The following is a 15,081-nucleotide window of genomic DNA, read 5'->3' on the forward strand; positions in this document are numbered from 1 at the left end:
AATTTATAATTAATTTATTCTCCATGTTAAAATCCTCAGAAAAAGCCATCAGGATAATATTATTCTAATGGCTTAAAAATATTATTAATTTTCTAACTTAAAATATGATATGGTTTCTTTTATTGTTTCTGATAGTATTAATAATTCATCTGTACTTCGAGTTATCATTTCAAGTGATCCTGTTTGATCTGTTGTAGATTTATTAACTTCTTCTGCTAGTGCTGCAACTTCTTCCGCTACTGCTGCAACCTGATTTATAGAGTCCACAACATCTTTTTTAGTTAAATTAATTGTTCCAATTTCATTATTCATAATAGTCATAGCATCAAACATATTTTTTAAACACTTATTCATATTTAAAAAAGATTGCCTCATCATATTGAATGACTCTACTTGTTCTTTGCTTAAATCATTAGAAGTTTCAAAAGCCTTTTCTGTAGATTTTATTACTTTATTTATACCTGAAATTATGGATTGTATATTTTCAGTCGCATCTTCCGTTTCATGAGATAATACTCTAATTTCTTCTGCTACCACAGCAAAACCTTTACCCATTTCACCTGCTTTAGCTGCTTCAATAGATGCATTTAATGACAATAAATTAGTTTGCTGAGATATTTTATTTATCGTAACCACAATAGTTGAAATATCACTCATTTGTTCTATTAATGTTAATACTGAATTTTTAACTGTTTCAAAGCTATCTATAGAATTTTTATTAGCTTCTGCTAAAAACTTAATTTTTGATGTGCTATCATTTAATGAATCCATGACCTCTTTACCTTGTTCTTCCATTTGTAAATTTTTATTTGCTAACAATTCTATTTTTTCTTCTAAGGCTTGAGTTTTTAAACTTACTTTTTCAGCATCATTTGCTTGAACAACTATTCCTTGAGTTATTTCATCTATAGATGCCTTTATTTCAGCATTGGATTCTCTAAAATTTTCATTAATATTTTTTAATTCTGTTGATGATTTTTCTAATTGCTCTACAGATGAAAAAGAACTTCCTATTAGATTTTTTAAGCTTTCTATCATCTTATTTACATCATTAGCTAGTATTTCAATTTCATCATCACTATTAATCTCATTAACCTTTATAGATAAATCACCATCTGCTACTTTTTTTACTTTGCCGCTTAATAATTTTATAGGTTTGGTGATTTTTTTTCCAAACACATACATAACAAATATACCTATAAATATAACAACTATAAATACAATTAGTATTTTAACTACCATATTCATAACTGGAGCTAACATATCTTTTTTAGATCCACTTGAAAACATAATCCAGTCTGTTCCATCTATTTTAGAATATGCAGAAACTTTTTTTTCACCATTGTATTTATATTCAAATAAACCATTATCTTTTATATCTCCATTGTTTAATAATTCATTTAGTGCATCAAGATTTATACTCTTACCGATTAAACTCCTATCTTCATGGAATAAAACATTATGATTTTTATCAACTAAATAATTGTAAAATCCATCATTCTTAAATTTTTCCACTATTTCAGTAAAACTTTCCACTTTTATTTCTTTACATATAGTTCCATTAAATTTATTATTTTTATCTACTATGGGCTTAGATGCCACACATACTAAATTATCACTTATTAAAGATTTTTTCACTGAAGAAATATTTTTTTCATCATTATCCATAGTTTTTATAAAGAATTCTTCATTACTAATGCTTTCGCCTATAATACTTGGGTTAGTAGCAAGTAATATTTTCCCTTCTTTATTAGTTATAAATATTTCTTCTATAAAATTATTATTTTTTTTCTCATTATTAAATGTTTCTAATATCTCTTTATTTAAAGTTATTATCTTTTCATCAGTAGCTTGTCCGTTACTATCTATAACTAATTGAATATAGCCTTCTTGATAGCTATCTAATTGTCCTACTTCCTTGTCCATAAGCTGATGAATAGACTCACTAGCTCCTTTTACATTTGTAGTAAATATTTCTGTAACTTTATCTGAAAAGAAATTACTACTTAATCCTATAATTATAAAGCTAAATAGAAGTACAATTAGAATTATAATTATACTCATAATAAACATTAATTTACCTTGTATAGATTTTAATTTGTTTTTCATACTACTCCTCCTTAGCTAAGCTAATAAGTAGTTTTTATACAACCTATTAACAAATTAAAATTTTCATAGAACTATAGCCTTTTTAAATTATTCATTTAAAAACTTGAATATCTAAAATAGTAAAACATACTGGAAAATACTTAAAATTATATAGTTCTACATAATATAATATATACTTATTAAATAAAAAGTGGCACTATATAGAGAAAGTAAAATTTATGCTTAATGGTTTCCAAAAGACATAGTTTTTTTAAAATCATCTAGAAAAAATTCAATTAAAATAAATAGAAGACTTAAAATTAAATAAAACCGTAATTTTTAAACTACGGCTTTACCTATTACTAATATTTTTCAACTGGAAATTGAATTTCAGTAATATATTCATTATCTAATGATGTCTCGTGAACATCTATTTTATATATTTCAATTGGCTCACTTTTAATTTTATAATTATTTTCTTTTATAAATTCTAAAATCTTAGGTAAGTGTTCTTTATTTGTACAATATGATCCTCTATATGAATAAGTAACATAATATCCTTTTTCAAGTAAAAGATTATATGATTTTTCCTTGTCCTCTAACAAACAAAATACTGATTTATACTGATTGTATATGTTTTCTTTTAACTGATTTAAATCATATATAGCACCTATATTTTTGTTCCCTAAAACATAAAATTTTTCTTCAAATTTTTTCTGTAATTTTTTAACTAAAAAGTCTACATCTTCATCTCTAGATATATCTCCATTAAGCTTAAGAGCTTTTCTTTCATTCATATAGACAACTTTTATAGTATAAAGTTCACAACCATTTACTACATTATCTATATTGTTTAATCTATTAATTATATTTTCCTTTTGTTTACTTAAATCTTTTATTTGTTTGTCAATTATATGTATTTCCTCTTTTAAAACTTCCTTAGTAATTTCTATGTTTCTATTATCTATATAATCCTTTATTTTTTTCATAGAAAAATTTAATGTTCTTAATTCTTTAATTAAATTTAGTTTCCATATATCACTTATGCTATAAAGTCTATATCCATTAGTATCTCTTATAGGTTTTAAAATACCTAACTCTTCATAATACATAAGCGAATCTCTTCCAATTCCATATATTTTAGAGATTTCTCCAATTTTATAATAATCTTTCAAAATAACACCTCTTAACTATATCTCCTGTACTTGCTTGTACAATGTTTAGTTTTATATTTACTATATAAATTACTTTAATCTATACTTTAACTATTTTTTAATAACCACTCCACTTCTATTGTTATACACTTAAATATTATTATATTTAGGTAATCCTTGACCTTGGTATTATACCAAGGTTTATAATTTTATTATAGTATTATTTTATAATATTTTATTAAATTATAAATAAATTTAATAAAAAAATATTATTATAAAATTTAATAATTTTAAGGAGTGTTTTTATGTCTAATTCTGTTGATGCCGTCGCCACTAAGTCGGCACTAAGAAAAAAATTTTTGCATTACTTATTCCCCTCAGTAATAGCTATGTGGGTTTACTCAATCTATACTATGGTTGATGGTATGTTTGTTGGTAGAGTGGTTGGACCTATCGCTTTAGCTGCTGTAAATATTGCTATGCCTTATGTGAATTTTGTTTTTGCATCTTCTATGTTCTTTTCAACCGGTGCATCTACAATAATTTCAATTTCCCTTGGAAAAAATAATAATAAAGATGCTAATGAAATTTTCACCCTCAACCTTGTGGCTATGATTGTATTCTCACTAACTATTAGCATACTAAGCTATATTAACATTGACAAACTTGCATTATTTTTAGGTGCTACTGAAAACACCTTACCATTTGTAATTTCATATCTTAAAATTATAATTGTTTTCAACACATTTTTTATAGTTTCTTATTGTTTAGAAGTTCTTACGAAAACTGATGGCTATCCTTACTTGGCAATAATAGGAGTTGTTCTTTCTGCAATAACTAATATAGTTCTTGACTACCTATTCGTCATAAAACTAAACAGAGGAGTTGAGGGCGCTGCAGTTGCAACAGGTATTTCACAAGTAATATCAACAATATTTTTCTTTAGTCATTTTTGTAGAAAAGTTTCTAAACTAAAACTAACTAAATTTAAATTTAAATTTAACACTATAAAAAGAATAATACTTATAGGATTCCCTGATGCTATAACAGAACTTACATCTGGAGTTGTTATATTATTATTTAATCAAAGCATTTTAAAATATATAGGCGAAAATGGAATAGTAAGTTATAGCGTTATATGTTACGTTAGTACCTTAGTTCTAATGACAATGATTGGTATAACACAAGGAATGCAACCACTATCTAGCTTTTATTTTGGAAAAGAAGATAACACCAGTATTAAACAACTTTTAAAAATGTCCTTTAAAGCAATAACCTTTGCATCAATTTTAATATTTACTATATCTATAATATTTACTAATGAAATAGTAAACATTTTTATAAGTAAAGAAAACTTAGAGCTATTTTCTTACTCGGTAAAATCATTTAGAATATATTCTTTTTCCTTTTTAATTTTAGGTTATAATATATTAATTTCTGGATTTTCTTCTTCCATTGAAAAACCTATATATGCTACTATAATTTCATTATCAAGGGGACTTATATTGGTTTCTATGGTTCTTTTAGTAATGATTAATATGTTTGGTGGTTCTGGAATATGGTTTACAACTATAATTTCTGAAGGTTTATGTCTTGTAATTTCATTCTTTGTTATAAAAAAATCTTTAATTTATATAAATTCAAATGAACCTGATGATTCTCTAGAAATTGATTGTTCTTAACTTTCCTCAAAAAAACTATGAAGTTAGATATAATATCTAACTTCATAGTTTTTTATATTTCATATAGGGTTCCAAGTTAACTCTTAAATTTATTCATTTCAAAACTTGGATACCCAAAATAGTGAGACATACTCAGAATCACTTAAAATTCAACACTGTATCTTGTGTGAAAATATTTTAAAGTTATTGAATAAATTTAAATTGGAGCTTGTTTCCCTAACATACTAAGACAAATTTAAAATTGTAATATCTTTTTAATTAAATATATTATTTACACCAATCATTTAAATAATCTACAAATTTAAATTTTATAATTTCTAAATAAGTTTTACTTATAGGTATAATTTTACCAGATTCTAATGTTATTTCCCCTTTATTTATTTCTTTTATTTTCTTTATATTAACTATGTATCCTTTGTGACATCTTGCAAACTGATTATGTGGTAAAAATTCTTCAACTTCAGATATCTTACCATAGAAAGTATTACTAGTTGTATCTGTACATACAAACATCACCCTCCTAATACTTTCAAAATATTCTATCTCATCTAAAGGAACTTTTGTTATTACCCCTTTATACTTGCAACAAAAGTAGTCTTCCTCTTTTTTAGTTATTGAACAGATAGCTCTTTCAAAAACTAACTTTAACTTTTCCTTATTAACTGGCTTTAATAAATAATTTAATGCTCCAGTATCATATCCATCAAAAACATATTCCTTAGAAGAAGTTATAAAAACTAATATAAGTCTTTCATTATAACCCTTTATTAACTTTCCAATATCTATACCATTGGTGCTATTCATTATAATATCTAGAAATACTATATCATATTTATATGGATTATCTTTTATTTTTATTGCTAAGTCATCACCATTTTCAAATTCATCTATATTAATTTCTATTATAGACTTATTGCAAATTTCTTTTAATATATCTATAATTTCTTTCCTATGAAGCTTAATATCATCACATATTGCAATATTGTAACTCATAATTCCTCCTAAACCATTTGCTTTTATAACCTATTTACATACCTATTATACTATAACTTTTAATACTCAAGTAAAGCAAATTATTAATGATTCTATAGCGCGTAACTACATAATATCCCCTAAATTTATACCATAAATTTATTATATTTATTTTTAACTTTTTTCCAATTGTGACCTTTGAATATACTCTATTATACCTTTTTTTATTTCTAAAAAACATTTCACAAATGTAAATTATTATTAATTTATACTATAGACTTTTATCAAGTTGTTAACTATTTTCACATAAAAAAAAAGATATTCAAGATGAATCCTCTTTATTTTTTAAAACAACAAATTTAACGACAATTGTACTACAAAAATAACTAATTTTACATTTATTCTACAATAATTAATTATAACATATATTAAAATAGTTATATATATAAATTAACTTTTTATATATATATTTCCTATTTCTTATATCTAAATGAATTTTTTATCTATTACATAAATTATAGTATATATTAATTTTTTTATCTAATTCACTTAAATTTATATATCTTCTTTCCCTTAAAACTTCTTTTCCATCTATATAAAATACCACTGTAGGTATATCAAATATATCATATCTAGAAATAACTTCTTTACAATCATTTATTTCTATTTTAAAGCTTTTTAACTTTTCATAAGAATTAACTATTTTATCTACTTTGCTTTTTAACACATTACAAACTTCACAACTTTCATTTGAAAAATATAATATTACAAAATTATTTTCTTTTATACATCTTTCTATATCTAATATATTTTTTAATATTTTCATCATATAACGCTCCGTTCCTTATTTTATAAAATTTAATTAAGTCTATGTATTTTATTTTTTATGTTTTCTAAGACCAAATTTATGAATTTTACTTTTATTGATTTATTGCAAATATAACGTATTTTATCTTATATATAGGGATATAAACTTAAATTTATACATCAAATTTTTGTTATCAGTTAAGAAAAAATAAGTACAACTATACTTAAAATCTGATTAATAAAAGAAGTATAATACAATATTATACTTCTTTTATTATAAATAAAGTTAATTATATAGAACTTTTAATCTGTTTATTTTTTTTAAATCTAGAAAAATCATACTCTAAAAAAATAGCAGACATCAATATTATTATTGATCCAATTATTTGAATGCCATTTAACATTTCACCAAATATAAAAAATGCAAATACACTACCTAAAACTGGCTCTAAAGCAACTAATATACTAGTTAAACTTGTATCTATGTACTCAGTAGCTTTCACATAAAATGTATTTGATATAAATGTACTTAGAAAGCCGATTGATAAAATATTTAATATAACCACTATTGGATTATTATTAGTTATAACAGCTACTTTTATATCCTTAAAATTAGTAAACATAGCTAAAAACAATGTAGCTGCTAAAAATCCATATATCAACATTGTATCTTTTTTATATTTTTCTATATAAAATCTAGGAATAACAATCTGAAGTGCAAATAACATTCCAGTAGCTACCCCCGCAACAGCTCCTATGATATCTAATTTTACTTTTTCCCCACTTAAAATATTAGCTATACATAAGCACCCAATCATTGCAAAAATGATTACAAATACTTTTTTTACTGTTATTTTTTCTTTAAAAAATATTGCATTAAATATAGTTACCCATATAGAATTTGTAAACATTAGTACAGTAGCTATTGATATTGGAATTTTGGACACAGACAAGTTAAATGCAATAAAACACAATGCAAATGTACCAATTCCATAAAAAGAACATATTACTAATCCTTTTATATCAATTTTAAAAGCTTGCCTATTATTTTTTAATAGCCATAGTAAAAAGCATACTGTTGCTATAGACGCTCTAAAAAATGATATGCTTTTTTCATCTAACCCTGCAATACATAAATTTCTGCTTGTAATACCCATCACGCTCCAAAATAAAGTAGCTATTAATACTAAAGCAATACCCTTGTTTTTATTATTCATTTTAATCCTAGTTACCAAATCTTAAACCCTATGTTTTATTTTGGTAACCTCCTCCCCCCTAGTTTCTTATATTTTTTTCTTTTAAATTATTTACATTTTTTATTTTAGAGCATAGTAAAATTTTGAACAATATATAATTGAAATTTTAAATAAAAATATACGTTATTTTTTATTTAGATTTAAAGCTATAGGGAAACAAGTGCAAATATATTTAGTTAAGAATTATGAATTTAGGATGAAAGTGGCAACCACTTTCTGAAAATGATTTTAAAAAATCTATCAATATAATTTGCTTTACAAATTTATAAAAAGGTACGTTGAAAATTACTAGGAACGAAGTGAGTAGTAATAACCACAACTATTTACTCTTAACTTTTAACTAAAATAATCTGTTAGTTATTAAAAAAATATTAATTTGAGTTTTCTCATTTGATAAATGAATAACTTTAAGAGTCAACTTGAAACCCTATAAGATTATACTTGATAATAAATAAAGCTAGCCTCTGATATCTTATTTATGACGTAGATACCAATGACTAGCTAATTTCTTAATTATGAAATTATGTCTTTTGAATTGTTTTTATTTTTAAATGTTAAATGCCAACTTATTATTGTTGCAATAAATATTATTATTAAATATCCGTAAATTCCATAGGAAATAGTTGTTGCAATATAGTGTCCTCCCCATATTGCCCCAGTTATAATAAACGACAACATATACGCTCCTAGGGATTTTTTATTTTCACTTGGACTGTACTTCATAGAAAATGGTAATCCTACACCTATACATTTTAAATCTATTAATATCATTAATAACATAACGAAAATCATTATAATTAAATGTATAATAAATTTCCATTTGAAAATTATTAAGTATATTATCCCATCTAGAATAACTACAGGCATAATAAATTTATAAATACAGGCTTTTATTGAACCCTTATAAATCAAGTTATAATTTTCTATAGGTAATGCCTTATAAATCCATCCACCTTTATACTCCTTGGAAAATTGGATCATTGTTATCATTGGTGATACAAACATTATTAAAGCATAAAATGTAAAATAAGATTTACCTTGTGATATGCTTTGAATACTGCTTGCTATATTGCTTATATTTCCAATGTTTATAAGTAAAAATATCAAAGGAAATATAGCACCCATAGCTAATGATGGATAAACCTTAAGTTTAAAATCTCTTTCTTTACTTAACATTTCACAGGAAAAATTAAAGAACGCTCTCTCTGTTTTATTTTTACATATAAATTTACTTAACTTTAAAGTAAATTTCCCTTTTTCTTTATTAGATGTTTGCGAATTTTCATTTAATTTTATCAAATACTCTTCAAAGCTTTTTGCTGTTTTAAAATATAAAATTATACTTAATATTGGTACAATTACTGCTAATATTGCTAATATACTTATGCCTATATCTAATTGTTTATTTTTTGCAATTGATAATGGTGCTGAAAACCAAAGTGGTGGTAAAAAATAATGAGCTATTTTAGCAGTATACGCCCCACTAATGTTTTCAAAATCAAACAATCTTCCAATAAATTGATATCCTATCGTAATTATTACAGTTAAAAGTATTTGTATAAAATTTATTATATCCTTAAGTTTTTCACCATCAAAGTACTTTAGTACTAAATAATATACTAATGCTGTTATTGTTACAAGAAATAAATCTATAAAAATTACTTCTATAAAAAATACTATAAAAAATAAAATACCATATCTTAAAGATGCTATAAGAGAAAATCCACAAAGAGCAAGTGTAATTTCACAAATATATATAATTATATGTGTAAATTTTGCAGCATTTATAGTCCTTAAATCTACGCCTTTAGTTCCAATTAAAGTTTTATCTCTAACATCTAAGATAACAGTTGAAAAATCAGATATGAAAATAGATAAAATAAAAAACATAATCATTGAAAAGTACATACTCATTTTAGCCATTACATTTATATCTGGAATAATAACAAACATAAAAACTATACCTAAAAATAAATAATACTTCAATGCACTTTTAAACTGATTTTTTTCTTCTTTCTTATCATCATTAGTATTACTTAAAACCGTTGGAGTCTTTCTACTGTCTGTAGTAAGTTTCATTTTTAATATTAGACTCATCATATCATAATCTACACCTAATTTTTCGTAGACCCATTTAAATTTATCTATTAGTTTTAGAATTTTAAACTCCCACACAACTATACCTCTCCTTCAACTATAGATATAATTTTTTTTGCTGTCTCTTTATGCATACTAAATCCAGTTAATTCATTAAATATATTTTCTAATGAACCTTCATTTATTTGCAATTTTAATTCCTCAAATGTTCCATCTGCAATAACTGTACCTTCATTTATAAGAATTATTCTATCACTTATTTTTTCTACAACATCCATAATATGTGATGAATAAAATATAGTTTTTCCTTTAGATGCCAATTCTTCTAAAAGTTCTTTAACTATCATTATTATATTCGCATCTAACCCACTTAATGGTTCATCCCAAAATAATATATCTGGATTATGCAAAATACTAGCTATTATCATTACCTTTTGTTTCATACCCTTTGAAAAATTAGATAACCTAGAATTATAGGACTCCCCTACATTAAAAACCTCCATTAATTCTTTTGCTTTTTTATCTATATCATCATATTCCATACCATATAATTGACCTATAAATGTTAAGTATTCTTTTGCTGTTAAACTCTCATAAACATCTGCTACTTCTGGAACATAGCCTATTCTTTTTTTATAGCTTCCATCACTATTTTTTATGTTTTCTCCTAAAACTTTTATTTCTCCATCATAATCTTCTAATAATCCTAATATTAACTTAACAGTAGTGCTCTTACCGGCACCATTAGGACCTATATATCCTATGATTTCACCTCTATAAACTTCTATATTTACACCATTTAAAACATTTTTGCTTCCAAAGCTTTTTCTTAAATCTTTTATTTCTAAAGCACTTTTCGTTTCCACAATTATCCCCCTTTTCATAAAACTACATACTTACATTCTATTATATACATTTTTTGTTTACCTTTATATATAATCAACTTAAAATGCATTATTTCATACTTATCCTTAGTGTTTTTATAAAATTAAATAAAAAAAGAAATTAGAAATATTATACTAATTTCTCTTTTCTTATGTTTTTAATATTAAGCTATTATAAAATTTTTAAACATCCACAATCTTATCTTTAAATCCTATCTAGGATTATAAAATTATTAATCATTTTTTTACCAAAATAAGTTATTAACTACTAATATTATATCAATCTCAAACTTTATCATTTAATAAATAACTTTCAGTTCATCTTAAAACCTTATAATATGTAAAAATACTTGTATCTACGATATTCTTTATTAAAATACATTCTATAATAAAAGAGTTATTATTAGCGAAAGTAAAAAGTTTGTTGTTGCTGGTGGGTCAATATGTGAATCAGCATGACTATTTAAAGTCTTACCTACTATATCACCTACTATCGCTGCAACAATACCAAAAGCAGCGCCAATATAAATATTACCACTAGTAACGCCAGCCAATCCAGCCATTAAAGTTATATGATGTGTTACTGGTACTGCAAATCCCATCTGCGCAAAAATTAACGTAGCCGCACTAATAAAAAAACCTAATACTGCAATTCCTGTTGTTACTGCATAATATGAACTTACTAAACCAGCACCTAAACCTAATACTATTAAATAAATTATTTCTTTACCATTAGGACAATATTTTCTTTCTTTAATTTTTATATCTCCTAATATACCACTTTTACCAAATACTAATCTTGCAATGATCCCGGACACTAAAACTGTCAATGCGCCTGTATCTGCTGGAACATGTACAATTTCTAGAAATAAATAATTTAACACACATCCAATTACTCCAAATACACCACCTACTAATAAAATTAATGGATTTGAAAACTTATTAAGTGGTGTTAAAAGATCAGCTCCTGACTCAAGTTCACCAATTTTATGCGCAAAAGCTGCAGCTCCAACTCCAGCAGCAAAAGAAATATGTGGGCCTAGAAAAGCACCAAAAGCAACACCATCGACCATATTAATTGGACCTGTTGATACGGTGAGTCCCGTAAGTCCAACTATTCCTACAAGTATAAATGCTGGCAAAGCTCCTATTGCTGCTGCAAAGGCACCTCCACCAAATGCTGCTAAAATCATAAAAATATCCATGTATACTTCCCCCTAAAATTGAAATTTAAACTAAAATTATACTAATAATTTTTGCTTTAAACCTTTTCATTTCTGATTTTTATTTATTCCTATTATACTAAATCATAGAATTAAAAAGTTAAAATTTAATAATATTTAATATAATTTCAACTTTTTTGCTTATAATTTTCTATTCTTAATATATATTTTATAAATTATTTTAATTTTAATATTTTTCAAATTTCAATTCAATAATTCTCGCATATTTTAAATACCTATAGATATTTTTTTTCTATTTGTTTTTTCTATTTCTAAACTGGTATGTTTTTTGTTAGATTTTAATATATAGAAATCTATATTATTATTTTAATTTATTCATTAAAATTTTAAATATTTTATTAATGCTTAAATTTAATTAATTATGTAAAAATGCTAAATACATTTTTCATAATTACAGTTAATAACACTTTTAAATTAATGAATATATTAAAATTCTATATTGTTGCACTACTTTATATACAATTAGGAGGATTTAATATGAAAACTGAAGTAAGTATCAAAAAAATCAAATCAGATGCAGAAGAACTTTTTAGAAAAGGTGATTTCTTTTGTTCTGAAGCTATAGTTTATTCTATAAAAAATAACTTTGAATTAGACATGCCTGATGAAATGGTTGCTATGGCATCTGGATTTCCTGTAGGTATAGGACGTTCAAAATGTGTATGTGGAGCAGTTTCTGGTGGTATTCTTTGTCTTGGTTATTTCTTTGGTAGAACTAAAGGCGGAGACAAGAAAGTAGAAAATACTTTAAAACTTGCAAATGAACTTCAAGAAAGTTTTAGACAAAATCATGGTTGCTTATGTTGTAAGGTACATACTCAAGGTATGGATATGGGTTCTGGTGAACACAAGGCTCAATGTATATCATTTACTGGTGAAGTTGCAGAAAAGGCTGCTAGCATAATAGTTAGAGAACTTAATTTAAAAAATATTGATAAAGAGTAGGTATTAAATATGAAAAAATTTTTTAACTTAATACCACTCCCTATTGCTGGATTAATGCTAGCCTTAGCATCTACGGGAAATTTAGTTGCAAACTATAGTCCTATATATAAAAATATATTTGGAACTATTTCTGCAATAATTTTTATATGTCTTGTGTTAAAATTTTTTATTAATCCAAAATCTGTTATAGATGATTTAAAAAACCCAGTAATAGCTAGTGTAACCCCTACATTTTCTATGGGAGTAATTATTTTATCAACATATATAAAACCTTATTCTTACAAATGTGCTTTTATGTTTTGGATTTTAGGCATCATTATACATTTTGTATTAATGCTCTACTTTACTATAAAGTTTATTTTTAAATTTGATATAAAAAAAGTATTCCCAAGTTATTTCATAGTTTATGTAGGTATTGTAGTGGTAAGCTTAACTGCTCCAAATTTTAATGCTTTAACTTTTGGCAGGACTGTATTTTGGTTTGGGTTTATATGTTATTTAATTTTATTACCTATAGTTCTTTATAGAGTTTTAGTTATAAAGCAACTTCCTAAGCCTACATTACCGCTTATAACTATTTTTGCAGCACCAACTAGTCTTTGTCTTGCTGGATATATAAATTCATTTGAAGCAAAAAATTCTATTATAATTGGAATATTATTAGCTTTATCATTAATAACATTAATAACAGTAATTATTCTTTTACCTAAATTTCTTAAAATAGAGTTTTATCCAAGCTACTCAGCATTTACATTTCCATTAGTAATAAGTGCTATAGCTTTAAAAGCTTCAAATAAATTTTTAGGTTCAATAAATATGAAATCTAGCTTATTAAATTACATAAGCAAGGCTTCTGAATATATTGCAATAATTATAGTTTTATACGTTCTTATAAGATATGTACATTTTATATATGCAAAATTAAAAACTAAAACTAATTTAACCATAAATTCTTAAAAGTAGATTCAATTGAATCTACTTTTTTTCAAAAGAACAAATTTTTTCTTTCAATAGCTTAATTTCTTCTTCTTTTTCTTTTAAAACTTTATTATATTCACACTTTACACTACCTAAATTATCATTTAATAAATTAATAAATGAAGCCATTTCATCAGCACTTCCAGCAATACGATTAAATAATAATAAATTTGCTTCTAATACCTTAGGTATTTCTTTATGTGAATACCTAAGCTGGTGATCTATTTCCCCATATCCTTCTTCAAATATAGTTCTTACTTGAATTTCTGCTATAACCTTTTGACTAGTTGGATAAAATTCTATCAAATAGTGCACTGATCTGTATCCTGATTTTCTTGAATGAATTTGTATTCCCAATTCTTCAAATCTACTTGTATCATCGCCCTCTCTAACATTAGCTGTCATTTCTGTAACTTTCCATGTATTAAGTATAAATTCATGTATACTTTCCCACTCTTGCTTAAATATATGTATAGCCCTAATTCCTATTAAATCATTTATTTCATCTTTATAATTTTCTATAGTGAATTTAAACCCTTCACCATACTTTTCTTTTCTATCTCTTGTTTTTCTAATAATTTTTTCTATTAATCTTTCTGTATTTTTAACTCTAGCCTTAACAGTATGAACATTACATGCACTTTTTACTATATTAGAAATAAATTCTGCTTGTGTTTCATAATTTTCTCTAGATTTCATAAAATCGTTATATATTTCATTTAAATCGTTCCAATCAATATTGTTATTTTCAATTTCCTCTACTGCAAAAGGGTACTTTTCAAAAAAAACTTTTTTATCAATGTTATTTTTCATAGTCATAGCACTCTGCTACTCAAAATATGGACAAAAATACCCATATTGAGATTTTTCCTGTTTCAATGTACTCCATTTTGCCGAAGCTACTTTGGTTTATATAGCACTCCACAGGCTTAAATTCCCATTTAGCCAACGGTACATATATAAGTATCTATTTA

12 protein-coding genes are annotated in these 15,081 nt (G+C 24.7%); 3 read left to right on the top strand and 9 right to left on the bottom strand.

The features are described from left to right. Positions 1-84: 84 nt before the first annotated feature. Entirely contained in the window at positions 85-2,109 is a 2,025-nt protein-coding gene (locus ACYUE0_RS14310) for a methyl-accepting chemotaxis protein (protein WP_061994725.1), read from the bottom strand. Positions 2,110-2,450: 341 nt separating this feature from the next. Next, positions 2,451-3,263: a MerR family transcriptional regulator gene (locus ACYUE0_RS14315; RefSeq protein ID WP_061994726.1), complete on the bottom strand. Its 813-nt coding sequence runs from the start codon at positions 3,261-3,263 to the stop codon at positions 2,451-2,453. Between the two features lie 284 nt (positions 3,264-3,547). Between ACYUE0_RS14315 and ACYUE0_RS14320 the strand changes: the two genes are divergently transcribed. After that, positions 3,548-4,924, top strand: a complete 1,377-nt coding sequence (locus ACYUE0_RS14320) for an MATE family efflux transporter (protein WP_460271105.1) — start codon at positions 3,548-3,550, stop codon at positions 4,922-4,924. Between the two features lie 267 nt (positions 4,925-5,191). On the opposite strand, the gene ACYUE0_RS14325 is transcribed toward ACYUE0_RS14320, so the two are convergent. From ACYUE0_RS14325 to ACYUE0_RS14350, 6 genes are all read right to left on the bottom strand, one after another. Beyond that, the gene (locus ACYUE0_RS14325) at positions 5,192-5,917 is read right to left on the bottom strand and encodes a LytR/AlgR family response regulator transcription factor (protein ID WP_061994728.1); all 726 of its coding nucleotides are present in this window, start codon (positions 5,915-5,917) and stop codon (positions 5,192-5,194) included. A 478-nt stretch (positions 5,918-6,395) separates the two neighbouring features. Next, positions 6,396-6,725, bottom strand: coding sequence for a thioredoxin family protein (locus ACYUE0_RS14330; RefSeq protein WP_460271106.1), 330 nt, complete (start codon positions 6,723-6,725; stop codon positions 6,396-6,398). A gap of 268 nt (positions 6,726-6,993) precedes the next feature. Further along, complete coding sequence (locus tag ACYUE0_RS14335) at positions 6,994-7,938, bottom strand: DMT family transporter (protein ID WP_460271107.1); 945 nt, start codon at positions 7,936-7,938, stop codon at positions 6,994-6,996. 534 nt (positions 7,939-8,472) lie between these two features. Next, entirely contained in the window at positions 8,473-10,134 is a 1,662-nt protein-coding gene (locus ACYUE0_RS14340; protein ID WP_460271109.1) for a hypothetical protein, read from the bottom strand. 2 nt (positions 10,135-10,136) lie between these two features. Beyond that, positions 10,137-10,940, bottom strand: coding sequence for an ABC transporter ATP-binding protein (locus ACYUE0_RS14345; RefSeq protein WP_061994731.1), 804 nt, complete (start codon positions 10,938-10,940; stop codon positions 10,137-10,139). 383 nt (positions 10,941-11,323) lie between these two features. Next, the gene (locus ACYUE0_RS14350) at positions 11,324-12,145 is read right to left on the bottom strand and encodes a hypothetical protein (RefSeq protein ID WP_082761138.1); all 822 of its coding nucleotides are present in this window, start codon (positions 12,143-12,145) and stop codon (positions 11,324-11,326) included. A 516-nt stretch (positions 12,146-12,661) separates the two neighbouring features. Here ACYUE0_RS14350 and ACYUE0_RS14355 point away from each other — a divergent pair. Both ACYUE0_RS14355 and ACYUE0_RS14360 read left to right on the top strand, forming a co-directional pair. Then, positions 12,662-13,129: a C-GCAxxG-C-C family (seleno)protein gene (locus tag ACYUE0_RS14355; RefSeq protein WP_061994732.1), complete on the top strand. Its 468-nt coding sequence runs from the start codon at positions 12,662-12,664 to the stop codon at positions 13,127-13,129. Between the two features lie 9 nt (positions 13,130-13,138). Further along, the gene (locus ACYUE0_RS14360; RefSeq protein ID WP_460271112.1) at positions 13,139-14,086 is read left to right on the top strand and encodes a TDT family transporter; all 948 of its coding nucleotides are present in this window, start codon (positions 13,139-13,141) and stop codon (positions 14,084-14,086) included. An 18-nt stretch (positions 14,087-14,104) separates the two neighbouring features. On the opposite strand, the gene ACYUE0_RS14365 is transcribed toward ACYUE0_RS14360, so the two are convergent. Continuing rightward, positions 14,105-14,920, bottom strand: a complete 816-nt coding sequence (locus tag ACYUE0_RS14365; protein WP_460271114.1) for a RelA/SpoT domain-containing protein — start codon at positions 14,918-14,920, stop codon at positions 14,105-14,107. Positions 14,921-15,081 lie beyond the last annotated feature (161 nt).

This window comes from Clostridium sp. CTA-19, from assembly GCF_054767855.1.

Coding starts and splice junctions, on each gene's coding strand:
- ACYUE0_RS14310 (WP_061994725.1), bottom strand. CDS start 2,109: ATGAAAAACAAATTAAAATCTATACAAGGTAAATTAATGTTTATTATG.
- ACYUE0_RS14345 (WP_061994731.1), bottom strand. CDS start 10,940: ATGAAAAGGGGGATAATTGTGGAAACGAAAAGTGCTTTAGAAATAAAA.
- ACYUE0_RS14320 (WP_460271105.1), top strand. CDS start 3,548: ATGTCTAATTCTGTTGATGCCGTCGCCACTAAGTCGGCACTAAGAAAA.
- ACYUE0_RS14365 (WP_460271114.1), bottom strand. CDS start 14,920: ATGAAAAATAACATTGATAAAAAAGTTTTTTTTGAAAAGTACCCTTTT.
- ACYUE0_RS14330 (WP_460271106.1), bottom strand. CDS start 6,725: ATGATGAAAATATTAAAAAATATATTAGATATAGAAAGATGTATAAAA.
- ACYUE0_RS14325 (WP_061994728.1), bottom strand. CDS start 5,917: ATGAGTTACAATATTGCAATATGTGATGATATTAAGCTTCATAGGAAA.
- ACYUE0_RS14355 (WP_061994732.1), top strand. CDS start 12,662: ATGAAAACTGAAGTAAGTATCAAAAAAATCAAATCAGATGCAGAAGAA.
- ACYUE0_RS14350 (WP_082761138.1), bottom strand. CDS start 12,145: ATGGATATTTTTATGATTTTAGCAGCATTTGGTGGAGGTGCCTTTGCA.
- ACYUE0_RS14360 (WP_460271112.1), top strand. CDS start 13,139: ATGAAAAAATTTTTTAACTTAATACCACTCCCTATTGCTGGATTAATG.